We start from the raw sequence: 25,198 nt of genomic DNA on the forward strand, positions 1-25,198 counted from the left end.
GCGGCCATGGTGAACGTGACGCGCTCGCGGGTGGTGGGCGGGGTGCTGGCGCTGCTGGTGGCCGGCGCGGTGCTGTACTTCTGGCCCCGGCAGGAGCTCACCGTGGAGGAGGCCATCCGCCGCCAGGTGGTGGTGATGACGCGGGCCGCGGAGGCGAAGGACGTGGGCGGGGTGATGGAGCACGTCTCCGAGCGCTTCCGCTCCAAGGGGCAGGGCGGCTGGTCGAAGAAGGAGGTGCGCGGCATCCTCACCGCGCAGGTGCTGCGCGGCCAGTGGGTGCGCGTCTTCGTGACGAACCTGGAGGTGCGCGAGGTGTCTCCCTCGGAAGGGGAGTTCCAGGCGCGCTTTATCTTCGGCCGCTCCCAGGCGGAGCGGGTGGAGGACCTGGCCGCTGGCAGCGTGCTGAGCGCCTACCTCATCGAAGGCGCCTTCGAGAAGGAAGAGGACGGCGAGTGGCGCGTGGTGCGCGCCCGCCCGGAGTCCATCGACCCCACCGACCTACTCTAGGAGCGGGCCGGACTCCGCCTTCCAGGCCTTGGCCATGCGGGCCTGGCCGGCGGACTCCAGCCGCTCGCGGATGTCCTCCACGCGCGCGGCCAGCGCCTCGCGTGGGGTGCCCTGCGTCCGCGCCCGCGCGAGGCCGAAGAAGTAGTGCTGGCAGGCGGCGGCGTGCTCGCCCTGGGCGAAGAGCAGGTCGCCCATGGCGGTGTAGGCCTCCGCCAGCGTGCCCGCGCCGTTGTCGGGCGCCACGGCGGCCAGCAGCGGACGGGCGCCCTCGTAGTCCTTGCGCGCCAGCAGCAGCTCGCCCTTGGCGTACTGGGCCCGGGCCAGCTCCACGCCGCGCGCGGCCAGGGCCTTGTCGTAGGCGGCCAGGGCCTCGTCCTGGCGGGAGGCGGCCTCCAGCACGCCGCCGCGCGCCAGCCAGTAGCGGCTGTCCTTCTCCAGCAGGCCGGCCTGCTTCCCGTCCGCGGTGGTGGTCCGCACCGGGCCAAACGTCGCCTCGTACGCGTCCAGCAGCGCCAGGGCTCCAGCGCCATCTCCCGCCGCCTGGAGCGCCCGCGCGCCGTCCAGGTAGAGCAGCGGGGCGTTGCGGCGCCGGGCCACGGCCGCCTCGAAGGCCGCGCGCGCCTGGGCGTCCCGCTTCACCGCCAGGGCGCGCGCCCGGGCGAAGAGGGCGTAGTGCTCGTCGGGCAGGGCCTTCAGGGCCGCGTCCGCGGCGGCAATCGCGTCATCAGGGGCGCCAGCGGCCAGCGCCAGCTCCGCCTTCAGCGCGCCCGCGCGGGCCTTCAGCACGGGCGTCAGCTCCGCGCCACGGGCCTCCACGCGGGCGAGCACCCGCCGGGCCTCCTCCGTCTTGCGGCCCTGGTAGGTGTGCGCCAGCGCGGCGGACACGCGGGCCAGCAGGTGGTCCGGGTTGACGCTGGTGGCCCTGGCGAAGGCCTCCACCGCCTGCGGGTACTGCCCTTCGTCCAGCAGGGCCTCGCCGTACGCGGTGGTGAAGCGCGGGTCCCTCCAGGCCGTCTCCGCCGCGCGGGCGAAGGCCTGCCGCGCGCCCGGGAGGTCGCCGCGGGCCTGGAGCGCCAGGGCCCGGGCCAGCGTCAGCCGGGCGTTGTTGGCGCCCCGGGCCTCCAGCGCGGCCAGGTACTGCTCCGCCTCGGCGGCCTTGCCCGTGGCCAGCAGGTGGAGGGCGTGGGCGCCGTAGCGCTCGCCGGACTGGGACTCCAGTCGTTCGGCGCGGGAGAGGTGCTCGCGGGCCTTGGCGTCCGCGCCGGGCTGGCGGTGCTCCAGCCACAGCACCGTCTGGATGTCGGCGGCCAGGGCCTGCGCGTCGCGGGACTCGGCGTCGATTTGGAAGAGGGCCTCCAGCTCCGCCAGGGCGCGCGCGAAGTCCGCGGGGTTGCCACGCTGGGCGGCGGCGCGGGCCGCGCGCAGGTGCTCCTCCGCTTGTTTGCGGACGGTGCCTCGGTGGACGAAGAAGGCCACCGCGCCCGCGAGGAGTACGGCGACAACACCCACCTGAACCAACGCGCTGGAGAGGCTTTCGCGCCGCTGCCAGTCCTTGCGCCCTTCGGTGCCCATGGACCTGTCCCCCGCGCTGGAGTTGGATGTGCGCCGGCCGTCGTGCCGGGTATAGAAGCCGCGCTCAGATAGGGACGCGCTCCCGGGCTGTCAACGGGGGCGGCGGCGTGAACACGGACGTGGGAGGTCAGAGGTATGGCGGTACACACGGCGCTACCCCCCGAGGCATTCGAGCGGGTCGCGGAGGCATTCGGGCTGGGCGCGGTGCGCGAGGTGACGCCCATCCCCCAGGGCTCCATCAACACCAACCACCGCGTGGAGACGCAGACGGGGCGCTACTTCGTGCGCCACACGACGGCGCGCTCCGCGGAGGACCTGCGCTTTGAGTCCGCGCTGCTCGCGCACCTGGCCGCGTACCACTTCCCCGGGCCCGTGCAGTTGACGACGCGCGACGGGGCGACGTTCCTGGAGCTGGAGGGCGGCCGCGTCAGCGTCTTCCGCTGGCTGCCGGGGGAGGAGCTGCGCCACCCGGCCCTCACCGCGGACCACCTGGAGCGGCTGGGCGCGGAGCTGGGCAAGCTGCACCGGGACACGCAGTCCTTCTCCGGCACGCGGGAGAATCCCTACGGCCCGGAGACGGTGGGCGGCTGGCTGGTGGCGCTGGCGGCGCACCCGGACGCGGAGCTGGCGGCCGTGGCGCGTGAGCTGCAACGTGACCTGGAGACGTCGCGCGCGGCGCGGCAGGGGCTGGAGCCTCGCGGCGTCATCCACGCGGACCTCTTCATGGACAACGTGAAGTGGCTGGGGGACCGCGTGGGCGCCTTCTTCGACTTCGAGATGGCGTGCCGGGAAGAGTACGGCCTGGACGTGGCCATCACCCTCAACGCCTGGTGCTTCGACGGCGGGCACTACCTGCCGGAGCTGTGCCGGGCCTTCATCCGGGGCTACGTGGACGTCCGGCCGCTGTCCGCCGTGGAGCGCACGAACCTCTTCGGCCATGCGCTCTATGGGGCGGTGCGCTTCACGGCGAGCCGCATCCGGGACTACCACCTGTCGCCGCTGCCGGCGGACAAGCTGGTGCGCAAGGACTACCGCACCTACCTCAACCGGGCCCGGGCGTTGAACGCCATGGGCCCGGACGGCTTCGCCGGGCTGCTGGGCCTGTGACGGCCGCGGCCGTCAGATGCCGGTGACAATCTTCCAGGTGCCGTCTTCCTTGCGGAGCACCATCTGCTCCAGCTCGGACTCCTTCATGGGGCGCGAGTGGAGCGACGGCATCCGCCAGGAGGCGTTCCAGTAGTAGATGGCGGCGGCCACGCCCTCGCCCACCTGGATGCGGCGGATGCTCAGCTCGATGCGGGGGCCCTGGATGCGGGGGAAGACCTTCTCCAGGTACGGCACCAGGGTCTCCGCCGTCAGGTCATCGCTGGGGTCGCTCGGCGTGCCGCCGTCGTCCTGGAACGAAGGCGAGACGAGCTTCTGGATGGCCTGGGCGTCCCGGGCCTCCAGCGCGGTGCGGTACTGCTCCATGACCGCGAGGATGGCGCGCGTGTCGGAGTTGTCGACGATGTCCGTGCCGGGGATGCGCTTCGGGGCGCACGCGGCCAGCAGGGACAGGACGCTGAAGGCGAGGAAGCGTTTGAGCATGGCGGGGCCTTATTGGGACAACCCAAGGGAAGTCAACCCATTCCCAGGCCCCGCCGGGGCCGGGCGGTGGACTAGCCCGGGCGGATGACCTCGGCGATGAACCGGTTGAGCACCGGGACCTCGTTGTCGAGAATCTTCAGGCCCTCCGCCTGGATGACCTTCTCCGCGATGAGGCCCAGGGGCTTGAGGAGGAAGGGCAGCTTGAGGGCGATTTCGCCGTCCATCACCCGCTCCGTCTGGCCGCCGCCCACGTCGCGGAAGCGCATGGTGCCGGTGTTCACCAGCATCTTGGAGATCTTGTTCGAGGTGGGGACGTTCTCGAACGTCAGCTCCTTGCGGCGCTTGTCATAGGTGGACGACTCGATGAAGGCGAACCACTCCGGGGGGACCGTCTTGGGGCCAATCTTCTCGATGACGGGCTTGGGGCGGTAGCGCACCCGGCGGCGCACGACGTCGCCGTCCGGCTTCACCTCCAGGGGCTGCAACTCCAGCAGCACGCCGTGGTGCTTGAGCAGGAACTCGAAGTACCGCTCGTCGAGGAGCGCGCGCTCCACCTCATCCACCGTCCCCTGAATCCGATGCCGCGACTCGAAACGCATCCACGTCCTCCTTGCCAGGCTGGCACGTCACCGCTGTCTGGTTGCCTGCCTAGCCGAAAAGCGTGGCTAGCGGAAAGCCTGTCGTGGCACCAGCAGTCCGCGGAAGGTCTTCTCCTCGAAGTCACAGCGCTCCCGCCACTCGTCGGCGGAGGCCCGGAAGGCGGCGCCAAAGTCCGGTAGTGCACCGAGCTCGTGTCGCACCGCGCCGCAGTCTCCCGCCAGGTAGGCGGACTCCACCCGCATCCGCAGGGCCTCGCGCCGCAGCGCCTCCGGCAGTCCCTCCGCCGCCAGGGCCTGTTGCAGGTACCCCGTGGCCAGCACGGGCGAGCCCACCTGCTGCAAGCGCCGCCCCATCAGGTAGTTGAGGTAGGGGTCCGTTGGGACCGCCGCCAGGGCGCGCGCGAGGAGCAGCAGGCGCACCTCGTCCTGGCCGGCGCGGAAGTACGCGTCGATGGGGCCCTGGCGCGCGGTGGACTCCATGGCGGCCAGCTTCACCTGGGCGGTGCGTGTCAGCTCCGGCCCGGCGTCCCTGGACAGCACCTGGTCCAGGAAGCGGCGGGCCTCACCGGGCTGCCCCCTGCGCAGCGCGACGTCCGCCCGCGCCATGGCGACCTCCGCCTCCAGCACGGCCTGGCCCTTCATGCGGTCGCCCATCGCGGCGAGCACCGTGTCCGCGTCCGCGTAGCGCTCCAACTGGGACAGCGCGACGGCCTCGCCCAGGCGGAAGTAGGGCTCCTCGGGTTGGAGCTCGGCGGCGCGGCGGTAGCGCTCCAGCGCGTCCTCGGGGTCGCTCGCCAGGGCCTGCCGGGCGGCGTCGGACAGGCGCGCCACCTCGCGGGCGCAGGCGCGGGTGAAGAGGCTGCCGGTGCGGAAGCGCGCGAAGGCCCGCGCCACCAGGGACTCGTCCAGCGGGAGCGCGTCCACGTGCTGCTCCCACTCGGTGACGAGCTCTCCCAATGGCCGGCCATACGCGGCCTCGAAGTCGGCGTGGGCATACAGGGTCCGCAGCCGGTCCGCGCCGTAGGTGTCCGCCAGGTAGAGGAGGAAGGAGCCCGCCACGGTGTACGCCCGCGCGGGCGCGGACTGGTAGAAGCCCTCCGGCCCCATCAGCTTGCGCATGTCCGGCGCCAGCTTCTGCCGGCGCATGCCCGCCGCCCACTGGTGCAGCGTGAGGTCGCCCTGCACGGGGCCATCCGCGGCGACGGCGAGCCCCTCGATGACGCCCATGAGGGGCCAGACCCCCAGCCGCGTGGTGACGCGGAAGGGGCCGCTGCCCGCCGGGGCGGCCATGACGTGCGCCAGCTCGTGGTGGAGCACGGAGTGGGGGAAGGACCGGTCCTGGATGTGCAGCTCGTGGCGCCAGGGCTTGGCGAACTGCGTGCGGCCGGCGCCCACCAGGCGCTGCTTCTCGTGCTCGTCGCGGTAGAGCCAGACGTGGATGGGCTCGGTGGGGGCCACGCCCAGGAAGTGCCGCGTCTGGGCCCAGCGGAACTCCAAATCCCGCGTGAAGCGGTCCACGTCCTCGCGGGGCTTGCCTCGCCAGTAGTGGAGGACGAAGTGCTCCGTCTCGCGCAGGCCGCCGAGCTCCTCCGTCAGCCAGGCATCCGTCATCCGCAGGCCCAGGGCGGGGCCGCGCGCCTCCATGAAGGCGATGGCGGCCAGTGGCAGCACCAGCGCGGCCAGGGTCCCCCGGCGCAGGCCGGCGCGGCGCAGGCGCCCGGTGCCCAGGTCCAGCAGCGCGCAGGTGAGCCCCGCGAGCACGGAGACCCACAGCAGCGTCTGCAGACGGAACCAGCCGAGCGCGGCGGAGACGCCCAGGGCCTCGTCGTAGAGGGGCCCGGGCATGTGGCCCAGGAAGTGGTTGAAGGCGAACACCTGGGGCCCGGCGACGATGGGCCACGCGGTGGGGATGGCCGAGACGAGGATGAGGAGGGCGTACAGCCCCACGGCCCGGCGGGGGCGCTCGGCCGCGAAGCCGCACAGCACGCCTGCCGTCGCCGCCAGGGCCGCCGAGGGGAGGGTGAGCATCGGATAGAAGCCCACCAGTGCGAACGGGTCGCACGCGGTGCGCAGCCAGGCGAACAGGGTGGCCGCCAGGAAGGGGGGCACCAGGACGCCGACGTTGAGGAGCAGGGCGGCGCCCAGGGCCCGGGCCACCGCGCCGCCGGGCGTCTGTGGCCGGAGGGCGCCCGGCGGGGTCGGCGTGGCGCCCAGCAGGATGCGGTGCTCCTGGGCGGCCGCGGCGATGCCCAGCCCCCCTCCGAGCAGGCCCACGGCGATGGAGAGGGCCAGGCTCAGCTCGAAGCCGGGGACGCCGAAGAGGGGGAGCAGGACGAGCGCCGAGCCCCCGCCCGCGAGCAGGAGGACGGTGGCCAGGACGGCGGGGCGACGCAACAGGCCAGAGGCGCGGGTGAGGACTTGCCGCATGGCCTCTCCTATACTCCCGGCCAGCATGTCCGAACAGAAGACAGGTCCAGAGCACCGCCAGAACGGGCGCGCGCCCATCGAGCTGAAGGTCGACTACAAGAAGCTCAACTCGTTCTTCGCGGACTACACGAAGAACATCAGCAAGGGTGGCACCTTCATCAAGACGAAGAAGCCGCTGCCCATCGGCACGCGCTTCCTGTTCAAGCTGACGGTTCCGCACCGGGAGGCCCCCTTCGAGCTGCTCGGAGAGGTCGTCTGGTCCAAGGCGGACGCGGAGGAGCCCGGCATGGGCATCCGCTTCATCTACAGCAGCGAAGCGCAGCGGGTGGAGTTCGAGACGGTGGTGGAGGGGCTGATGTCCGACAGCCTCGGCGGCGAGCTGACGGAGAAGCTGCTCAACAAGCCGCTGCACTCGCACTCATGACGCGCGGCCTTCGGTGGATGGGGGTGGCCATGCCGCTGCTGCTGGCCACGGCCTGCCAGCAGGAGGCGCAGGGTAGCGCGCCCCGCGCCACGCCGAAGGCCGCGGAGGCGCCGCGTCCGCGCGTCACCGACGTCACCGCCGAGGACTACGTCATGCCGCCGCTTCCGCGTGGACATGTGCGGCTGGAGGACGCCTTCGGCGGTGCGCACCGGGTCGAGGTGGAGATCGCAGCGACGGCGGACTCGCGCCAGCGGGGCATGATGTGGCGCAAGGAGCTGGCGGCGGGGAAGGGCATGCTGTTCCTCTTCCCGCATGAGCAGGTCCAGGGCTTCTGGATGCGGAACACGCTCATCTCGCTGGACATGATCTTCATCACGTCGGACCTGCGGGTGGCGGGCATCGTGTCGCGCGCGGTGCCTCGCTCCTTCGAGTCCCGCTCCGTGGGGGCGCCCAGCCAGTACGTGCTGGAGGTGCCCGGCGGCTGGACGGAGAAGGTCGGCATCCGCAAGGGCAGCGCCGTCCGCTTCGAGGGCGTCGCGGGTTTGGACATCGAGCCCTGAGGAACACGGTTCATGGCCCACACGCCTGTTGATGAGAGCGCCTGGCAGGACGACGACGCGCGCGACCTGTTGCAGGAAACGCTGCGGAAGGCATGGGAAGGTCCTGCCGAGCGCATGCCCGCGCAGTGTCCCCGCTGTGCGCATGAGGCGGTCCATGCCTATTTCCATGCGCGACCTGGTGGGCGTCTGGGTGGCTGCTGGGTGTGGTGCAGTTCCTGCCGGGCTTACACTCACGGGTCAAGCCGTGCTCCGGCGTGGTGGCGGAACCTTGAAGACGTCGAGGAATCGAGCCTGACGGCGGCGCCGGTCGCGCTGGATGCCATGTCGGCGCGCATCGATGCGCACTGGAATGCGCTGCGGCGTGGTGGGTGAGCGCGGCTGCTGCTGCGTTTGTTCGGGTTGCGTAGCGCGGCCCCGGACCTTTTCTCCGGGACCGCGTGTCAGTCACAACGCCTGGGGTGCTGCCTCACTGCCTGGGCGGCGTCACGGCTCCTGGCAGGACTGTCCCGGTGGGCAGGGCCAGGGGGTGGGATTGGGATTGGGATTCGAGCCGCAGTAGGGGGCCACGTAGCCGTCGCAGTTGTTGTCGATGGTGTCCATGCACGACTCGGGCATGCCAGGGTTGATGCTGGCGTTGGAGTCGTGGCAGTCGGAGCCGTTGGACACATATCCGGACGGCCGGTTGCAGGCGTATTGCCAGTGTCCGCCATGGCCATAGCCATCCACACGGTGGGTCCTTCGAGTCCCGCTCCGTGAGCGCCCCCAGCCAGTACGTGCTGGAGATGCCCGGCGGCTGGACGGAGAAGATCGGCATCCGCAAGGGCAGCGCCGTCCGCTTCGAGGGTGTGGTGGGCTTGGACATCGCGCCCTGAGCCCTTGCGGGAGAACGCCGTAATCTCATTGCGAAGATGGCTCGTACCTTGTCTTCTTGGGACGGGGACGTCCATGGGTACGACTTTTCTTCGAGGCTGGGTTTTGGTGCTGGCTCTGGTCGTGGTCCCGGGATGGACTCAGGCGGGCGCCGCGCAACGTGAGGTTGCCGGGGCACCGGCTTCCGCTTCACCCAGGCTCGTTGTCGGATCCAAAATCTCATCCTTGCCAAAGGGATGGCCGTTGGTCGTAACGGTCGGTCTGGCGCATCCGAGTCTGTTCGAGGCGAATGCGCAGGCATCCGCCGCAGGCGATATCGTGATGGAAGCGCCCGAGGGCGGTTGGGACCGGCTTCTCACCGTCGAGGTCTTTCTCAGGAAGAATCGCGTGAGTAGCCTTGTGCACTGGCCCCTGCACAAGGTTGGGAGCAGTCCGAGCCCCGTGAAACTGACGGCTGCCGCGCCTTACGCACTTCTCTACTCCCTCGTCTTGTCGGCGGAGGAGACGGCGCAGCTTGCTTCCGGGATGTACTTCATCATTGCAAAGCTGGATGCGACGCCTGGTGCAGCCGACAAAAGTTGGAAGGGAGTGCAAGGCTCCGACCATGTGCTCCGGCTGACCGAGAAGTCAGACGGCCTTCCTGCCAACCAAGACTGTGGTTTCGTGCTGAACTCCTACGATTATCTCTACGCCATGGGGAGGAACAAAGAAGCCCTCCGGATAATCGATGACGTCCTGCCGAAGGCGCCGGTCGGAACTGCTGCAGGGTGCTTTGCAAAGCGGGCGGCTCTTGCTGAAGAGGAAGGGGACCTGACATTGGCCCGAGACCTCTTCTGTAAGGCGGCGGATGACTCCTTTGTCGCCATCATCACGTTGGAGAAGGCACGGAAGGATGGAGAGCAGGCGCCGTTTTACTCCAGCTTCCCATTCTCTGAAGACTGCAGTCGACTGACGGAGGTCGTCGGACCTCAGCCCAAGGACAAGCGCCCCTGAGTGGTGTTGGCGGGTTGGAACTTGTTCGTGGACAGGTTTTGGGATGCGCCAAGTCCTGGACGCTTCGTTTTCAACCCAGCACAGTCCCTTGTTGCAACAACAACAGGTGACTCAACTCAGGAGGCTGTATGCAGATGAAGCGATGGGTCGGTCAGATGGCGCTGGTCGCGGGACTGCTGACGGGCTGTGGCGGCGTGGAGCAGGACGACGCCGAGCTGTCCCTGGACACGCAGGAGGAGGCGCTCGCCGCGTGCGCGCTTCAGTTCTGGTACGAGTTCTATTCGGACAGCGAGTACACGAACCTGGTCGGGCAGTCCGGCTGCACCTGCGGCGGTGGCCGCGTGAACTGGGGCAACAAGTCGGAGTACCGCCTCGTCCGCATCGCCCCGCAGCCGTGCCCTTGATCAGGCCGGCCTGTGCCGCTCCAGCAGCTCCGTGACGCGGCGGATGAGCGCCTGCATCGTGACGGTGCCCAGGAAGCGCTGCTGGGCATCCGTGACGGCCACCGGGTCATAGAGCGCCTCGGGTGGGCGCTCCATGGCGAGCCGCGCCAGAGTGGTGATGGCCATCCGGTCCTCGACCACGAGCGGGGCCACCTGCGCCGGGCCCTTCGTGGCCGTCAACCGCCGCAGCACCAGCGCCTCCAGCCGTTCGCCATGCAGCAGCGCGATGTGGTCCACATCGGCCTTCTGCTGGAACAGCCGCTCCAACTCCTCGGCCGTCATGGCCCGCTCCACACAGACGCGGCGGATGACGATGCTGCCCACCGTGTCGTCGTCCTCGTCCTCGCGGAAGTCCAGCGCGCGCATGGCTTCATGGCGCCGCGCCTCGAACTCGACGCTGGGTTGCACCGGGACGGGGGAGGGGCGCGCCACGAGGTAGCCCTGCGCGTGGCGGATGCCCAGCCGCAGCAGCACGGCGAGCTCGTCCCAGGTCTCCACGCCTTCGGCAATCAGCGTCGCGTTGACGCTGGCCGCGAAGGCCACCAGCGACTTCACCAGGTGCTGTTGGTAGCTGTGCCGGTGGATGTCTCGCACCAGCGCCTGGTCCAGCTTGATGAACTGCGGCGCGCTGTTCACCAGCGTCACCAATCCAGAGTGCCCTGCGCCGAAGTCATCCAGCGCGATGCCGAAGCCCAGCGCGGAACACTGCCGCGTCAGCCGCTGGAGCAGCGCGTTGTCCTCGAACGCCGCCTTCTCCGTGATTTCCAGCACCAGGTTCTTCGGGTTCAGTCCATACCGCGCGAGCAGCTCCTCCGTGGAGCCGTCGCCGAAGCGCGGGTCGCTCAGCACGTCCGGACTGACGTTGAAGAAGAAGGGCGCGCTGCGCTGCGCCTCCGGCAGCGTGGCGATGCAGCGCAGCGCGGACGTCCAGCACGCGCGCTCCAGCTCCCACGTGTAGCCTTCCAGGCGCGCCTGCGTGAAGAGCACGTGCGGCTCTCGGAACTCGCCCGGTCCGCGCGACAGCACCTCGTGCCCGATGACCTCGCCACGCAGCAAGTCCACGATGGGCTGAAACACCGAGGTGACGCTCGGCTCGTCACCTTTCCACAGCCAGGAGGGCGCTGGTGCGGACGAGAGGGGCAGGCTCATGTGTGGAAAGTGTAGCCCAAGCCCACGCAGGCTCCATGCCCTCCCCGAAAGAAGGTGTCTAAGCGCCTGTCTCGGCATGGCACCTCGCGTCGGCCGGGAGCGCCGCCGTCACGTCTCACGGGCCCTTGGCTGCTCGGTCAGCGAGGTGCCCGCCGGGCCTCCGTCCGCCTCCGATGGGACGGCTTCGACAGGCATTGAGTGCCCAGAAGTTCCCTGAATCATTGGGGATGTTCCCACCGTGGCCTGGGCCGCCACTGCGTCCATGGCCTGGCCTTCCTCCCACTGGACGGAGGACAGGGCGCGGAAGCGGCGGGCCAGGGCGGACAGCTCCGCCGCCTTGAGCTGGGCCTGCCCGCTGCGCAGCGACAGCAGGGCCACGCGGGCCCGTTCCAGCAGGGCCACCTCCGTCCTTAGGCGGGCGAGGATGCGCTCGCGGCGTTGTTTCAGCTCGCCCAACCGCTCCACCTCCTCGCCCAGGGAGGCCGCGGCCAGCTCCAACTGGCGCCGCGCGACGGCATCCGTGCTGGCCCGGGCGCTGCGCTCCAAATCCTCGCGCTCGGCCTGAAGCTCCGCCTGCGCGCGCTCCTCCAACTGCGCCTCCACGCCGGCCCACTCCGAGGCGAGCTCCGCGGCGTCGCGCGTCATCCGGCCCAGCGTGCGCGCCAGCTCCTCGCGCGCCGGCTCGCGGGGGAGCAGCGCTAGCGACTGGCCACATTGCCGGTAGAGGTTCAGCGCCCGCTCCGTCAGCGCATGGAAGTCACCGGCGAGTTGGGGCAGCAGGGCCTCCACGCGCGCTTCCACGGGGTCCGCGGACAGCGCGAGGTGCGAGGCCACCGCGCTCAGCCCCACGAACAGGCCCAGGATGCCGCCCGTCACGCCCGCGCCCAGCAGCGCCGGGGTGGCCAGGTCCGCCAGCCGCGCGGAGAAGATGCGGGCCACCTCCACGCCGCCCAGCGTCAGGCCCGCGCACAGCGCCGCGCCCAGCCCGAAGTGGAAGAGGGTGGGGCGCGCCTCCGCCACCTGGCCATTCTCGCCGCGGTCGCTGAGCCGTGAGCGCACCAGCAGCGCCCCCGCCGCACCCGCGCTGAACGCCACCGTCCAACCCGGGGCCATGCCCAGGGCATAGGGCAGCGCGGTGAGGAGCAGCCCCAGTCCGCCGAGCAGCACGCGGTCCCACTTGTCGCCTCGTGCACACCCGAGCACGACGGCGGCGGGGACCAGCCACGCCAGGGGCACGGGGAGGCCCAGTCGCGCGGTGGCCAGGTGGAGGATGCCGGCGCCGGCTCCCGCCGTGAGCGCGCGCGTCACGGTCTGCTCGAAGGCCTCGCGATGATGGAGTTGCAATAGAGTGGCGTTCATCGACTCCCCACGGATGTTGGCCGGGCAGGAACTGTCCCTTTCACGCATGGGTGGCGAAAAAGGTCTGCCGATGAAGAGCCCCGTCGTTCCCGAGACGATGCGCGCGCTGGTCCTCACCGCCTATGACGGCCGGCCGGAGTCCCTGCGCGTGGAGTCCCGGCCGGTGCCCAGGCCCACCCCGGGGCAGGTCCTGGTTCGCGTGGCGGCGGCGCCCATCAACCCCGCGGACCTGATGTTCGTCCGCGGGCAGTACGGGCTCCGCAAGCCGCTGCCCGTGGTGCCGGGGCTGGAGGCCAGCGGGACGGTGGTGGCCGCGGGCGGGGTCGCCGGCCGGCTGCTGGTGGGGCGCCGCGTCGCGTGCGTGGCGCCCGGCGACGGGGACGGACTGTGGGCGGAGTACGCGGCGGTGCCCCTGGGGCAGTGTCTGCCCCTGCGCGCCCAGGTCTCCGATGAGCAGGGCGCCAGCCTGTTCATCAATCCCTTCACCGCGTGGGTGCTGATGGAGCGCGCCAAGGAGGGCGGCCACGCCGCGCTGGCGCAAACTGCCGCCGCGGGCACCATGGGGCGCATGCTGCTGGCGCTCGCGAAGCGCCGGGGCGTGCCCATCGTGAATGTGGTGCGGCGCCAGGAGCAGGTGGCCCTGCTGCGCGAGCTGGGCGCGGAGCACGTGCTGAGCACCCACGAGCCCGAGTTCGAGGAGCGCCTGCACCGCGTGTGTCACGCGCTGAAGGTGTCGCTCGCCTTCGACCCGGTGGGCGGCCGGCTCACAGGCCAACTCCTGCACGCGCTCCCGGAGGGCGGCACCGTCATCGTGTACGGCTCGCTCTCCGAGCAGGAGTGCCGCATCGCGCCCGCGGACCTCATCTTCGGGCGCAAGCGCGTGGAGGGCTTCTGGCTGTCGGAGTGGCACCGCCAGGGCTTCGGCGCCGCGCAAATCAAGGCGCTGATGGGCGTGCCGTCGCTGGTGGGCCAGACGCTGGAGACGCCCGTGCGCGCCCGGCTCCCGCTGGAGTCCGCGGGCGAGGCGGTGCGCATCGCGTCCGCTGACATGACGTCCGGCAAGGTGCTCTTCGTTCCGGAGCAGGGGCAGGCCCCGGCCGCGTCACCGTGAGCGGCGAGGCTCAGGCCTTGTCGCGGGAGATGGGGCCCGTCTTCGCCTTCGTCACCCGCAGGTAGTCCGCGGGCGCGAGCACGAGCTGCGTGCCGCGCACGCCCGCGGACACGGCGATGGCGTCGAACAGCTCCATCGTCTCGTCGACGTAGACGGGGTAGTCCTTCTTGCCGCCAATGGCCGTGCAGCCGCCCCGGATGTAGCCGGTGAGCGGCTGCAGCTCCTTGAGCGGCACGGTGTCCACCTTGCGGTCCCCGCTGAGCCGGGCCAGGGCCTTCAAGTCCAGCTCCGCGTTGCCGGGCACCACCGCCATCAGCACGCCGGTGCGGTCGCCGCGCGCCACCAGCGTCTTGAAGACCTGCTCGGCGGGCATGCCCACCTTGGCCGCCACCGTCTCCGCGGACAAGTCCTCCGGGTCCACGTCGTAGTCGCGCAGCGCGTACTTCACGCCCAGCGAGTCCAGCAGCCGGGCGGCGTTCGTCTTCACGGCCTCACATCCCCAGCGCGGTGGCGGCGGCCCGCACGCGGGCGAGCGCGTCCTCGGGCGAGCTGCCCACCGCGGACAGGTGGCCCATCTTCCGGCCCTTGCGCGCCTCCCGCTTGCCGTACAGGTGCAGGCGGACGCCGGGCATGGCCAGCACGTCTTGGAAGCGCGGGCCGCCGTCCTTCAGCCACAAGTCACCCAGCAGGTTGACGATGGCCGCCGGACGCACCACCTCCACGGAGCCGAGCGGCAGGTTGCACACCGCGCGCACCGCCTGCTCGAACTGCGAGGTGAGGCACGCCACCTCGGTGGAGTGGAAGCTGTTGTGCGGGCGCGGCGCCAGCTCGTTGACGAGCACGCTGCCGTCCTTCAGCAGGAACAGCTCGATGACGAGCAGGCCTTCGACCTGGAGCTGCTCGGTGATGCCGCGCGCCAGCTCCGTGGCCCGCTCCAGCACCGGCTTCGGCAGCGGGCCTGGCAGCAGCGACCACGCGAGGATGCGCTCCTCGTGGTGGTTGAAGGCGGGCGGGTACACCGCCACCTCCCCGTTGGGGCTGCGGGCCACCAGCACGGACAGCTCGGACTGGAGCGCCAGCGCGGCCTCCACCACCACGGAGCGCTCACCCAGCTCGCGCCACGCCTGGGCGGCCTCGTCCGCGGACGTCACCTCCACCTGCCCGCGCCCGTCGTAGCCGCCCTCGCTGGACTTCACGAAGCAGCGCCCGCCCAGCGCCTGGATGGCCTCGGCCAGCTCCTCGGCGGAGTGCGCCTCGCGCCAGGGGCCCAGCGGGAAGCCGCCCTTGGCGAGCCAGCCCTTCTGCCGGCCGCGGTGCTGAATCACGCGGAGCACGTCCGCGCCCGGGCGCATGGGCGTGTGCCGCGCCACCGCCTCCAGCGTGGCGAGGGGAATCTTCTCGATTTCGAGCGTCACCGTGTCGCACGCGCGCGCCAGCGTCTCCGCGGCCGCCGCGTCGCCGAAGGGCGCGGTGTGGCAGCGGTCCACCACGGAGTGGGCGGGGCAGTCCGCGTCCGGATCCAGGGCCTGCACCTGGAAGCCGAGCGTGCGCGCGGCCAGGGCCATCATCCGCCCGAGCTGGCCGCCGCCGAGCATGCCAATCGTGCCGCCGGGCAGCACCACGCGCGGGCTCATGACAGCTCCCGGTGCGCCAGCACCTCGTCGGTGCGCGCCTTGCGCCAGGCCGCGAGCCGCTCGCGCAGCTCCGGGTACTTCAGGCAGAGGATGGCCGCGGCGTGCAGGGCGGCGTTGGCGGCGCCCGGCTTGCCAATGGCCTGCGTCCCCACCGGCACGCCCTTGGGCATCTGGACGATGGACAGCAGCGCGTCCAGCCCGCTCAGCAGCGTGGTGGGCATGGGCACGCCGATGACGGGCAGCAGCGTCTTGCTGGACACCATGCCCGGCAGGTGGGCCGCGCCGCCCGCGGCGGCGATGATGACGGACAGCCCCCGCGACTCCGCGGTGGACGCGTACTCCATCATCCAGTCCGGGGTGCGGTGGGCGGACACCACGCGCACCTCGTGCGGGATGCCCAGCTCCTTGAGGATGTCGACCGCGGGCTGCAGGTGCTCCAGGTCGCTCTTACCGCCCATGATGACCCCGACCCACGGGGTGACCTTGCTCGCCATTGGTGTGCGCGCCTCCGTGCGCTGTCCCGCCGAAACCAGGAGGAACGCGGAGATAGGGCGGGGGGATTCCGCTGGTCAACACGGAAAGGCGCGGGTGACGAGGATGACACGCTGGCCTTCCCGCATTCCCGGTGCGCGCACGCACACAGGGTGGGGCAGGGGGATGCACCCCTGCCCGGCACCCAGGGGGCTAGGCCGCGGAGACGGAGCGGTCCGCGCCCTCGCGATACAGCGCCTCGATGGCGTCGTTGTAGCGAGCCACCACGTTGCGGCGCTTCACGCTCATCTTGGGGGTGAGCATGTCGTTGGCGACGGTGAAGTCCTCGCTGGTGAGCAGGAAGCGCTGCGGGCGCTCGTAGCCCTTCACGTCGCGGGTGAACTCGTTCACCTGCTCACGGTAGAGCTGCAGCACCTCGGGACGCTTGAGCAGCTCCGGCATGGAGCTGGTGTCCAGGCCCTTCTCCGTGGCCCACTTCTTCAGCGCGTCCACGTCCACCACGATGATGGCCACGTTGTACGGCTTGTTCATGCCGTGGACCAACGCGTTGGCGATGAACGTGGAGAGCGCCAGCGACTGCTCGATGGGGCTGGGCACCACGTACTTGCCGTTCTCCAGCTTGTACTGCTCCTTGATGCGGCCGGTGATGTAGAGGTAGCCGTCCGGATCCAGGTAGCCCATGTCACCGGTGCGGAAGCCGCCGTTGCCGGTGAAGACCTTCTCGTTCTCCTCGGGCTTGTTGTAGTAGCCCATCATCACGTTGTGCCCGTGCACGACGATTTCGCCCTGCTTCGCCTCGCCGGTGGCCGCCGTGTCGATTTCGATGCGCACGCCGGGCAGCGCCTTGCCCACCGAGCCGATCTTCCGGTTCTCCGGGAAGTTGGCCGTGGCGATGGGCGACGTCTCCGTGAGGCCGTAGCCCTCGTAGACGGTGATGCCGAGGTTGTCGATGAACTCCGCCACCTCCTTGGAGATGGCCGAGCCGCCGGAGAAGGCGTACTTGAGCCGCCCGCCGAAGCGCGCGCGGACCTTGGAGAAGACCACCTTGTCGAAGAAGGCGTGCTGCAGGTCCAGCAGGCCGCTGGACTTGCCCTGCTCGGCGAGCGCGCGCTTCTCGGCCGCGACGGCGAGGCCCCGGCGGAACATGAAGCGCGTCACCGGCTTCTCGCCGGCCATGCGCTTCTGCAGCCCGTCGTAGATGCGGTTGAAGATGCGCGGCACGCTGAACAGCAGCGTGGGCTTCACCTCGGAGAGGTTGTCGATGATCTTCTCCACCGCCTCCGCGATGGCCATGGACGCGCCCATGGAGAACAGCGCGTGCAGCTCCACCGTCTGTCCGAAGACGTGCGCCCAGGGGAGGAAGGCCAGGGAGCGGTCGTCCGTCCCCATGGGGAAGACCTCGTGCATCGCCGACACGTTGCGCGCGATGTTCGCGTGGCTGAGCATCACGCCCTTGGGCTGGCCGGTGGTGCCCGACGTGTAGATGAGGCCCGCCAGGTCCGTGGGCTTGGGGCTCACCATGGGCGTGGGCGTCTCGGCGCCCCGCCGCAGCAGCGTGGCGAAGCTGTCCGTGTCGCTGGTGGTCCCGCTGAAGCGGATGATGTGCTCCAGGTGCGGCAGCTCCGCGCGCACGGACTGGATGCGCTGCGCGATTTCATCCGTGGCGCAGAAGACGACCTTGGAGCCGCTGTCGTTGATGATGAACTGCAGCTCTTTCGCCTGCTGCGACTCGTACATCGGCACGTAGGCGCCGCCGAGCGAGTACGTGGCGTACGCGCCCACCGCCCACTCCAGGCGGTTGTTGGAGATGACGGCCACGCGGTCACCCGCGCCCACGCCGAGCTGCGCGAGCCCTCCTCGCAGGTCATCGACCATCTCTCCGAAGCGGGAGTAGGTCGTCCAGACCCACTGACCGTTCTTCTTCTCTCCGAAGAGCTCGCGGCTGCCGAAGGTGGAGGTGCTGCGCTTGAGAATGTCGATCAGGGTCTGGAACTGCGGGAGCTGCATGAGGGGGGCTCCACTCGGAAACAGGGTTGGTGAAGAGGTGCCGCAGCTTAAGGCTGAACGCCCCCTGTGTGGGCCCATTCCTGAAACTTCACGCCCCACCTGCACACGATCGTGAACACGACGCAGTGCGGCGGGGCGTCCAGTCGACGCGTATTGCGGCTCTCAGTACGTGGAGCCGAGCTTGCCGAAGCTCTTGAGCGCCTTCACCTTGCTCTGCTTCACGAGGGAGCGCCGAGCTTCCTCGCCTTCCGCGTTGTCATACGCGTCCAGCACGGCCTGCTGCTCGGCCTGGTCGGCGGCGACCGCCGCGCTGCCGGACACCGCGCTGGCCTCGTCGAAGAGGGCCTGGTTGCGTTGCAGATAGAGCTTCGCCTCGTCCTTGCGGCCCTCGCTCAGCGCCTCCGCCGCCTTCTGCATGTTGACGGCGCTGCGCGCGCGGGCGGCGTAGACGGTGGCCTCGCGGTCCTGGCGGGCCAGCACCTCCTCGCGGCGGTTGGTCACCACGGAGGTCAGCGAGGCCGCGTTGGCCACCTGGGCGTCGCGGATGAGGTCGGTATAGGCCAGCTTCAGGTCCACCACGCGAACCGTCTGGCCCACCGTGTCGCCGGTGACGTTGAGCCGCGCCACCACGCGCTCCAGCTGGCCGGCGGAGAAGTCAGGCAGCGCCACGTGGACCTGGTTGCCGGACTGGCTGGCGCGGTAGCCCAGCACCTCGCCCAGCGACGTGCCAGGGGGCAGGGTGAAGGTCAGCGTCACGCCGCGCGCCACCGTCGTCCCCGCCTGCTGCAGGTCCTTCTGGAAGAGGGTGGCGAGCTGGGCGGCGTCCTCGAGGAAGCCGTAGGCGCCCGCGCCGTACTCGGCGAAGGACTGCATCAGGTCCTCGTTGAAGTCCGTGCCCACGCCAATGGCGCTCAGGGTGATTCCGGCGGCGCGCAGCTCCCGCGCCATGCGCGTCAGCTCCTCGTCGGAGGTGAGGCCCTCGGTGGGCTGGCCGTCGCTCATGAGGATGAGGCGGTTGACGCCGTAGGCCTGCTGCGCGGCGGAGAGCTGGTAGCGCCCGGCGGACAGGCCCGCGCCGATGTTGGTGCCGCCCTCGTCCCAGATGCCGTCCACGTACTGGAACATCCGCTCGCGGTTGGCGGCGGTGGCCTGCAGGGACGGCAGGCTCTTCACGTCCGAGCCGTAGTGGATGATGGCCAGCCGGTCCGCGTCACCCAGCAGCCCGATGAGGTGCCGCGCCGCCTGCTTCGCCTGAGCCAGCTTGTAGCCGCTCATGGAGCCCGAGCGGTCGATGACGAGCGCCAGGTTGACGGGGCTGCGCTGCGCCCCCGGCACCTCGGCGCCCGTCAGGTCGAAGGTGGCGAACAGCTCGGAGGTGCCCGTGGGGACGTACGGATGGGACAGGCGGCTCGTCAGCGTCAGCGAGCCTGACGTGGCGGGCACCACGGGCGGAGCGGGAGGGGGCGTTGGCCGGATGGGGTCCGCGACGACGACCGGCTCCCGCGGGGGCGGGGTGCCCAGTTGGGGCAGCCCCAGCACCAGGGCGGTGAGCGCGAGACCGCCAGCCAGACTGAGGAAGAGGACCGTACGGTTCATGAGGCAGGGCTCCTTGCGGAAACGGCGCGGGCCCTGCCTTTACGAACCAGCCGCGCGGAAAGGTCTACCCCGCCGCGCGAAAAGTGTCCGGTGAATCAATCCGGGATGAGCGCGCCGGCGCAGAAGAAGGGCGAGTTGTTCTCGCCGAACGTCCGCCGGTAGAAGGCCTCGTCCGCGGAGCGGAGCGCATCCAGGGTGTCCTGATCCAGCAGCATCGGCCGGCACGACATCCGGCCGGGCAGGTCGGGGTTCACGTCGTCCGTGTCCGTCACGTCACAGGAGGAACCGCCCTCGATGCAGGGCTTGCTGCAGTAGCCCCGGGCCGGCTCCGTTTCGTTCAGCGAGCCGTCTTCATTGAGGGCGCGGGGATAGTCCTGATCCCGCACGCAGATCAGGTCCTCGCACTCCACCGAGCCGAAGGAGATGAAGTCCTGCTTGGCGGCGATCTCCCCCTCCAGGATGGGCATGGTCCGGGTGTTGTTGTTGGCCGCCGACTCCTCGGGGGTCGCCTTGCGCACCAGCGTGCAGGGTTTGCCAATCTCGCTGGCCACCTCACAGCCACCGAGCAGCAGCGCGGTGGACATCATGAGGGCGGTTCGCACGAACATCTTCATGGGACCTCTGACCTCTACAAAGGGGGGATGGGGCACGGGACCTCGGGCCCGCGAGCGGGGGGAAGGGTAGCACAGCCCCCTGGAACACCAACGCCCCCGTACGGCGGTACGGCGGGTGGAATTGTGAAGGAATACCGGAGGGATACGCGGTAACCAGGCTTGCTCAGCGCGGTTGATGGTTGGGAATACGACCGATAGGATGCGGAAGCCGAGAGTCGCGCTGAACCCCCGGTGGCAGTTACGCCCCCCTCCCTCACGGAGCCTCCGGATTTGAACCGCCCCAAGTTGCTGCTCGCCCTGTGTCTGGTGCCCGCGCTGGCATCCGCCCAGAGCCAGGAAGGCATGGGACTCGACCTCACCGACGAGTCGCAGGCCGAGTCATCGCAGGATGCAGAATCACCCGCGCCTCCTCCGGTCGAGGAGGCCAGTCCGGCCGCGGCGTCCAGCCTCGCGGACGAGCCCGTGGAAGAGGATCCGCAGTTGCCGTTGACGGACATCACCCAGGAGGACCGGGTGAAGAGCGTGCAGCGGAAGGTCTACCTCAAGAAGGGCCGCTTCGAGCTGACGCCGCTGTTGAGCTTCTCGGTCAATGACGCCTTCTATTCGAAGGTGGGCCTGTCGGTCCGGGGCGCCTACTACCTGGCGGACACGCTGGCCATCTCGGCGCGAGGCTCGCTGATGCAGGTGGTGCCGTCGGACGACGTGCGCACCGCGAAGCGGACCTTCAACAGCCAGATCTACTACTCCGTGCCGCAGTGGTCCGCGATGGGCGACGTGGAGTGGAGCCCCATCTACGGCAAGGTGGCCTTCCTCAACTCCATCCTCCACTTCGACGGCTACCTGCTGGCGGGCGCGGGCGTGGTGAGGACGGAGACCTCGGCGCTGCCGGGGCGCGGGCTCAACCCCGCCGCCGACCTGGGCCTGGGCATGCGCTTCGTCGCGCAGGACTACCTGGCCGTCAACGTGGCCCTCATCAACACCTCCTACGTGGATCAGCCCCTGGGCAGCAGCAAGGGGGCCATCCAGAACGTCATGACGCTCAACGCAGGCATCTCGCTGTTCCTGCCCTTCAAGTCCACGGGGAGGGACTCGGAATGAAGCGCCTCTTCCGTGTGCTCCTCGCCCTGTGTCTCACCGGGCCCGCCCTGGGCTCCGCCCAGACCACCGAAGAGGTGGAGGCCGGCGACGTGTCCGAGGTGGACAAGGACCGGCTCGGGCCCCTGCGCGAGCGCGTCCGGCCGGTCTCCGGCCACGTCTTCCTCAAGAAGGGCCGCCTCGAGTTCAGCCCGTCCGCGACGCTGTCGCTGCGCGACGCGTTCTACAGCAAGTACATCTTCGGCGGCACGCTGACCTACCACCCCATGGAGACGCTGGGCATCAGCCTGCGCGTGGGCTACGCCGTCAACACGGTGGCGGGCGCGGCGCAGAAGTGCACCTTCGGGGATGGCGGCGAGGGCTCCACGCGCGGCTGCGTGGCTCCCACGCTGAACGAGCTGGACGGCAACGCGCCGGGGCAGATCAAGCTGCTGGGTGGCGCGGACGTCCAGTGGGCGCCCATCTACGGCAAGGTGTCGCTGCTGGCGGAGACCTTCGTCCACTTCGACCTGTACGGCGTCGCGGGCGCCTCCCTGGTGCAGTACCGGGGCCCGGGCGAGACGCCGGGGACGGTGGCGCAGAACTACCTGACGCCGGGCGCGAACCTGGGCGTGGGCGCGCGCTTCTTCCTCAACCGGTGGGTGACGCTCCGCACGGAGCTGCGTGACCTCATCTACGTGGAGAAGGGCACCGAGGTCTCCGGCAACTACCTGCGCAACCAGCTCCTGTTCGAGCTGGGTGTCTCCTTCTTCTTCGGGTCCGAGTCATGATGCGCTCCTTCCGGCTCATCCGTGTCGCCGTCGTCGGGCTGTCGCTCGCGTGGACGGCTCCCACCTTCGCGCAGAGCTTCGAGGGCCTGGACCTCTCCGGTCAGTCCAAGAAGAAGAAGCGCCCCACCAAGAAGAAGAAGCGGCCCACCCGCAAGGCCCGCACCGACAAGGCGAAGCCCGCGCCGGTGCAGGACGAGGCCGGTGATGATGACGCCGCCGCCAGCTCCATCGAGGCGCCCACGACGGTGGCCCCCGCGGAGGCGGCGCCCGCGCCCGCGCCCACCCCGGCTTCGCCGCCGGCGAACACCGGGAGCATGGGCATGGGCCTGGACCTGACGCAGGAGGCCCCCAAGCCGGCCGCGCCCACCATGTCCTTCGACGCGGTGGACGTCTCCGGCAAGACGGCGGACCGCCAGCGCCTGGACGTGGCCGTCAGCCTCTTCAAGAACGACGAATACGAGAAGGCCTCCATGGCGGCGCACGAGCTGCTGGAGGACCCGAAGCTGGCGGGCCTGCACACCGAGGCGCGCTACGTGCTGGCCAAGTCGCTCTACCGCATGGGCATGTACCACTCGTCCCTGGGGGAGTTCTCCAAGATCCTCTCCCTGGGCCCGTCCACGAAGTTCTTCAAGACGAGCCTGGAGTGGCTCTTCTTCATCAGCCGCAAGACGAAGAACGAGACGGTCATCCTCGACGAGATTGCCCGTCACGCGAACCAGGAGTTCCCGGAGAAGTACCGCAACGAGTTCCGCTACCTGCTGGCGCGCTACCACTTCGTGCGCGGCCGCGCGCTGGACCAGGTGGGGCAGCCCGAGGAGGCGGACAAGAGCTTCTCCGAGGTGAAGCGGCTGGCGCTGACCATCCCGCGCACCGACCCGTTCTTCCCCCGCGCCAAGTACCTGGAGGGCCTGTCCTCGTTCCGCAACGGCAGCCGGCAGAAGGACGCGGCGGCCAAGCGCGCCAACGGGGAGATGCTGGCGGCCATCGAGGCGATGAAGGAAGTGGTGCGCCTCACCCGTCCCGTGGCGGGCAAGACGCCCGAGCAGGCGAAGGCGGACAAGTCGCTGCGCGAGCTGGCGTTCATGCAGCTCGCCCGCACGCACTACGGCATGCAGCAGAACCGCTTCGCGCTCTTCTACCTGGGCAAGGTGGAGCGCGGGAACACGCAGTGGCTGGAGTCCCTCTTCGAGTCCGCGTGGGCCAACTACCGCGTGGGCCAGTACGAGCAGGCGCTGGGCAACCTCATCACCCTGTCGTCGCCCTTCTTCCGGGAGGAGTACTTCCCGGAGGCGCTCATCCTGAAGGCGGTCATCTATTACGAGAACTGCCGCTACCGGGAGTCCACCAGCATCCTCGGGGACTTCGAGCGCACCTACCTGCCGGTGCATGACCAGCTCGAGGCGCTGGTGAAGAAGAACATGGAGGCCAGCGAGTACTACTCGGTGCTGGCGGACGTGCAGAAGAAGAACAAGGAGGGTCTGGAGAAGAACGAGACGGACCTCATCCTGGAGCGCATCCTCCGGCTGGCCCTGACGGACCAGGACCTGCGCAAGACGAACGACTCCATCCTGGAGCTGGAGGCGGAGATGGACGCCTTCGCGAACCGGGCGGACACCTTCAAGTACTCCGAGCTGAGCAAGTCCCTGCTGGACGGGCTCAAGGTGCAGCGCACGGCGCTCATCTCCAAGGCCGGCATCATGGCCAAGGGCAAGCTGGAGACGGAGCTGGTGGCGCTCAAGCAGCTCCTGGCCAACGGCCTGCGCATCAAGTTCGAGACGACCACCAAGGAGAAGGAGTTCCTGGAGGAGCAGCTCAAGGCGGGCGGCCGCACGGCCATCGTCAAGAAGTACAAGTACTCCGTCGCCGTCCAGGACGACCAGCTCTACTGGCCGTACGAGGGGGAGTACTGGCGCGACGAGCTGGGCACCTACCAGTACACGATGACCAAGGGCTGCATCGAGCGCGACACCGCGAACCGGAACGTCCAGTCCGCCGAGGCGATGTAAAGCCCGCCGGGCCGGGACTTCTCCCCCATTCCAGCCGCCGGAGCGCTATCTTCGCGCTCCGGCGGTTTTCTTTTTCGCGCAAAGGGGCAACAGGTGGTGCGGCGGGCGGCGTCACTCCGTGTGGTGTTCGGAATCGTGGCGCTGGACCTCATCGGGTTCGGCATCCTGATTCCCCAACTGGGGGTCTACGGCGTGCGGTTCGGCGCCTCGCCCTTCACGGTGGGGCTGCTCATCTCCATCTATTCGCTGATGCAGTTGGTGTCGGCGCCGGTGCTGGGCCGGCTCAGTGACAGGTACGGGCGGCGGCCCGTGCTGCTGGTGAGCCAGGTGGGCTCGCTGCTGGCGTACCTACTGTTCGCCTTCGCGCAGTCGCTGCCGCTGCTCTTCCTGGCGCGTGTCATCGACGGCATCTCCGGTGGCAACATCTCCACCGCACAGGCCGTGGTGGCGGACATCACCCCACCCAAGGACAGGGCGCGGGGCATGGGCGTCATCGGCGCGGCGTTCGGGCTGGGCTTCGTGCTGGGGCCGGCGCTGGGCGGCTTCCTGGGCGCCTGGGGTGGCAACCTCGCCATCGGTCTGTTCGCGGCGGGGCTGGTGGCGCTCAACCTCACCAGCACGTACTTCTTCCTGCCGGAGACGCGGGTGGAGGGGCGCCCGGGAGAGGGGCACGCGCGCACGCTGAAGGGCGCCACGCTGGCCATGAACCTGCCCGTGGTGGGGCGCTGCCTGGTGCTGATGCTGGTGTTCACCACCGCCTTCGCGCAGATGGAAGGCACCTTCTCCGTCTACCTGCTGACGCGCTTCCTGTCGTCCGGGCCGGTGCCGCTGCAGGACGGCGGGCTGTTCCTCCGGGCCGCGGTGACGGACCTGGACGTGCTGCGCGAGGCCAGCCTGCGCTCGGGGTGGCTCTTCGCGGCGGTGGGGGTGATTTCCGCGGCGGTGCAGGGCGGGCTGGTGCGGAGGCTGACGGGCGGGCCCGGGAGCAGGCCGGGGCGCGAGGCGCTGCTGGCCACGGCGGGCTTCGGCTTGACGGCCGCGGGGCTGGGGCTGTTGCCCGTGGCGCCGGACTATGCGTGGCTCTTCCCGGTGATGGGGCTGTTGGCGGTGGGCTCGGCGCTGGTGACGCCGTGTCTGTCCGCCCTGGTATCACTGCATGCCCCGCCGGAGCGGCTGGGGGCGGTGCTGGGGGCGTACCAGGCCTTCGGCTCGCTGGGGCGGATCCTGGGGCCGGCCCTGGGCGGCTGGCTCTTCACCCGGCTGGGGCCCGCGGCCCCGTACGGGACGGCGGCGGGGATGGTGGCGTTGTCGGGTCTCCTGGGGCTGGCCCTGGTGGCCCAGGCGAGAATGGCAGGCGCGGGGGCCGAGCAAAGGTCCTAAGAT

At 70.0% G+C, this 25,198-nt stretch carries 25 protein-coding genes; 12 read left to right on the forward strand and 13 right to left on the reverse strand.

Annotated features, from left to right (window positions below; all coding sequences use genetic code 11):
- The first annotated feature begins 6 nt into the window (after window positions 1-6).
- Window positions 7-507, forward strand: a complete 501-nt coding sequence (locus MYMAC_RS12465; protein ID WP_013939096.1) for a hypothetical protein — start codon at window positions 7-9, stop codon at window positions 505-507.
- Here the strand turns inward: MYMAC_RS12465 and MYMAC_RS12470 are convergent.
- Complete coding sequence (locus MYMAC_RS12470; RefSeq protein ID WP_095958248.1) at window positions 499-2,079, reverse strand: tetratricopeptide repeat protein; 1,581 nt, start codon at window positions 2,077-2,079, stop codon at window positions 499-501. The two genes, MYMAC_RS12465 and MYMAC_RS12470, sit on opposite strands and share 9 nt — an antisense overlap.
- Window positions 2,080-2,214: 135 nt before the next feature.
- On the opposite strand from MYMAC_RS12470, the gene MYMAC_RS12475 reads away from it, so the two are divergent.
- Window positions 2,215-3,186 carry a homoserine kinase gene (locus MYMAC_RS12475; RefSeq protein ID WP_095958249.1) on the forward strand — a complete coding sequence of 324 codons (972 nt, stop codon included), beginning with the start codon at window positions 2,215-2,217 and terminating at the stop codon, window positions 3,184-3,186.
- 12 nt (window positions 3,187-3,198) lie between these two features.
- On the opposite strand, the gene MYMAC_RS12480 is transcribed toward MYMAC_RS12475, so the two are convergent.
- From MYMAC_RS12480 to MYMAC_RS12490, 3 genes are all read right to left on the reverse strand, one after another.
- Entirely contained in the window at window positions 3,199-3,666 is a 468-nt protein-coding gene (locus MYMAC_RS12480) for a nuclear transport factor 2 family protein (protein ID WP_095958250.1), read from the reverse strand.
- A gap of 71 nt (window positions 3,667-3,737) precedes the next feature.
- Window positions 3,738-4,265 (reverse strand): hypothetical protein, encoded by a 528-nt coding sequence (locus tag MYMAC_RS12485; protein WP_013939100.1) that lies wholly within the window; start codon window positions 4,263-4,265, stop codon window positions 3,738-3,740.
- Window positions 4,266-4,331: 66 nt separating this feature from the next.
- Complete coding sequence (locus MYMAC_RS12490; RefSeq protein WP_204817556.1) at window positions 4,332-6,692, reverse strand: hypothetical protein; 2,361 nt, start codon at window positions 6,690-6,692, stop codon at window positions 4,332-4,334.
- Between the two features lie 25 nt (window positions 6,693-6,717).
- Here MYMAC_RS12490 and plpQ point away from each other — a divergent pair, with 25 nt between their 5' ends.
- From plpQ to MYMAC_RS36800, 3 genes are read left to right on the forward strand one after another with little or no spacing between them, the layout of a single operon-like run.
- Window positions 6,718-7,116, forward strand: coding sequence for a motility regulator PlpA (plpQ, locus tag MYMAC_RS12495; protein WP_095958252.1), 399 nt, complete (start codon window positions 6,718-6,720; stop codon window positions 7,114-7,116).
- Window positions 7,117-7,133: 17 nt separating this feature from the next.
- The gene (locus tag MYMAC_RS12500; protein WP_095958253.1) at window positions 7,134-7,676 is read left to right on the forward strand and encodes a DUF192 domain-containing protein; all 543 of its coding nucleotides are present in this window, start codon (window positions 7,134-7,136) and stop codon (window positions 7,674-7,676) included.
- Window positions 7,677-7,688: 12 nt separating this feature from the next.
- Entirely contained in the window at window positions 7,689-8,048 is a 360-nt protein-coding gene (locus MYMAC_RS36800) for a hypothetical protein (protein ID WP_157757493.1), read from the forward strand.
- Between the two features lie 111 nt (window positions 8,049-8,159).
- Here the strand turns inward: MYMAC_RS36800 and MYMAC_RS12505 are convergent, their stop codons facing one another.
- Window positions 8,160-8,402 (reverse strand): putative metal-binding motif-containing protein, encoded by a 243-nt coding sequence (locus MYMAC_RS12505; RefSeq protein WP_157757494.1) that lies wholly within the window; start codon window positions 8,400-8,402, stop codon window positions 8,160-8,162.
- Between the two features lie 219 nt (window positions 8,403-8,621).
- Between MYMAC_RS12505 and MYMAC_RS12510 the strand changes: the two genes are divergently transcribed.
- Together MYMAC_RS12510 and MYMAC_RS12515 are read left to right on the forward strand one after the other, a co-directional pair.
- Window positions 8,622-9,539 carry a hypothetical protein gene (locus MYMAC_RS12510; protein WP_157757495.1) on the forward strand — a complete coding sequence of 306 codons (918 nt, stop codon included), beginning with the start codon at window positions 8,622-8,624 and terminating at the stop codon, window positions 9,537-9,539.
- Between the two features lie 128 nt (window positions 9,540-9,667).
- Complete coding sequence (locus tag MYMAC_RS12515) at window positions 9,668-9,943, forward strand: DUF6289 family protein (protein WP_239989507.1); 276 nt, start codon at window positions 9,668-9,670, stop codon at window positions 9,941-9,943.
- Here the strand turns inward: MYMAC_RS12515 and MYMAC_RS12520 are convergent, their stop codons facing one another.
- Window positions 9,944-11,131, reverse strand: coding sequence for an EAL domain-containing protein (locus MYMAC_RS12520; protein WP_204817558.1), 1,188 nt, complete (start codon window positions 11,129-11,131; stop codon window positions 9,944-9,946).
- 108 nt (window positions 11,132-11,239) lie between these two features.
- Window positions 11,240-12,490, reverse strand: coding sequence for a coiled-coil domain-containing protein (locus MYMAC_RS12525; RefSeq protein ID WP_204817560.1), 1,251 nt, complete (start codon window positions 12,488-12,490; stop codon window positions 11,240-11,242).
- A 70-nt stretch (window positions 12,491-12,560) separates the two neighbouring features.
- Here MYMAC_RS12525 and MYMAC_RS12530 point away from each other — a divergent pair, with 70 nt between their 5' ends.
- Window positions 12,561-13,601: a zinc-binding dehydrogenase gene (locus tag MYMAC_RS12530; protein ID WP_239989508.1), complete on the forward strand. Its 1,041-nt coding sequence runs from the start codon at window positions 12,561-12,563 to the stop codon at window positions 13,599-13,601.
- Between the two features lie 10 nt (window positions 13,602-13,611).
- Here the strand turns inward: MYMAC_RS12530 and ybaK are convergent, their stop codons facing one another.
- The 6 genes from ybaK to cglC all read right to left on the reverse strand — a co-directional run bounded on the left by ybaK (window position 13,612) and on the right by cglC (window position 19,938).
- Window positions 13,612-14,088, reverse strand: coding sequence for a Cys-tRNA(Pro) deacylase (gene ybaK, locus MYMAC_RS12535; RefSeq protein WP_013939108.1), 477 nt, complete (start codon window positions 14,086-14,088; stop codon window positions 13,612-13,614).
- 4 nt (window positions 14,089-14,092) lie between these two features.
- The gene (gene purK, locus MYMAC_RS12540) at window positions 14,093-15,235 is read right to left on the reverse strand and encodes a 5-(carboxyamino)imidazole ribonucleotide synthase (RefSeq protein ID WP_095958259.1); all 1,143 of its coding nucleotides are present in this window, start codon (window positions 15,233-15,235) and stop codon (window positions 14,093-14,095) included.
- Window positions 15,232-15,729: a 5-(carboxyamino)imidazole ribonucleotide mutase gene (purE, locus tag MYMAC_RS12545; protein ID WP_013939110.1), complete on the reverse strand. Its 498-nt coding sequence runs from the start codon at window positions 15,727-15,729 to the stop codon at window positions 15,232-15,234. The genes purK and purE overlap by 4 nt, the downstream gene beginning before the upstream one ends.
- A 190-nt stretch (window positions 15,730-15,919) precedes the next feature.
- Window positions 15,920-17,734 (reverse strand): AMP-dependent synthetase/ligase, encoded by a 1,815-nt coding sequence (locus MYMAC_RS12550; protein ID WP_095958260.1) that lies wholly within the window; start codon window positions 17,732-17,734, stop codon window positions 15,920-15,922.
- 162 nt (window positions 17,735-17,896) lie between these two features.
- A complete protein-coding gene (locus MYMAC_RS12555; RefSeq protein WP_013939112.1) occupies window positions 17,897-19,330 on the reverse strand; it encodes a vWA domain-containing protein in 1,434 nt (477 codons plus the stop codon).
- A 95-nt stretch (window positions 19,331-19,425) separates the two neighbouring features.
- Window positions 19,426-19,938, reverse strand: a complete 513-nt coding sequence (gene cglC, locus MYMAC_RS12560; protein WP_238540106.1) for an adventurous gliding motility lipoprotein CglC — start codon at window positions 19,936-19,938, stop codon at window positions 19,426-19,428.
- 276 nt (window positions 19,939-20,214) lie between these two features.
- On the opposite strand from cglC, the gene MYMAC_RS12565 reads away from it, so the two are divergent.
- The 4 genes from MYMAC_RS12565 to MYMAC_RS12580 all read left to right on the forward strand — a co-directional run bounded on the left by MYMAC_RS12565 (window position 20,215) and on the right by MYMAC_RS12580 (window position 25,195).
- Window positions 20,215-21,042: an outer membrane beta-barrel domain-containing protein gene (locus MYMAC_RS12565; protein ID WP_095958261.1), complete on the forward strand. Its 828-nt coding sequence runs from the start codon at window positions 20,215-20,217 to the stop codon at window positions 21,040-21,042.
- Entirely contained in the window at window positions 21,039-21,809 is a 771-nt protein-coding gene (locus MYMAC_RS12570; RefSeq protein WP_013939115.1) for an outer membrane beta-barrel domain-containing protein, read from the forward strand. Before MYMAC_RS12565 ends, MYMAC_RS12570 begins: the two co-directional genes overlap by 4 nt.
- Window positions 21,806-23,815, forward strand: a complete 2,010-nt coding sequence (gene gltC, locus MYMAC_RS12575) for an adventurous gliding motility protein GltC (protein WP_095958262.1) — start codon at window positions 21,806-21,808, stop codon at window positions 23,813-23,815. Before MYMAC_RS12570 ends, gltC begins: the two co-directional genes overlap by 4 nt.
- A 93-nt stretch (window positions 23,816-23,908) precedes the next feature.
- Window positions 23,909-25,195, forward strand: coding sequence for an MFS transporter (locus tag MYMAC_RS12580; RefSeq protein ID WP_043710809.1), 1,287 nt, complete (start codon window positions 23,909-23,911; stop codon window positions 25,193-25,195).
- Window positions 25,196-25,198: the final 3 nt, after the last annotated feature.

The organism is Corallococcus macrosporus DSM 14697 (genome assembly GCF_002305895.1).
Taxonomy (GTDB): Bacteria; Myxococcota; Myxococcia; order Myxococcales; family Myxococcaceae; genus Myxococcus; species Myxococcus macrosporus.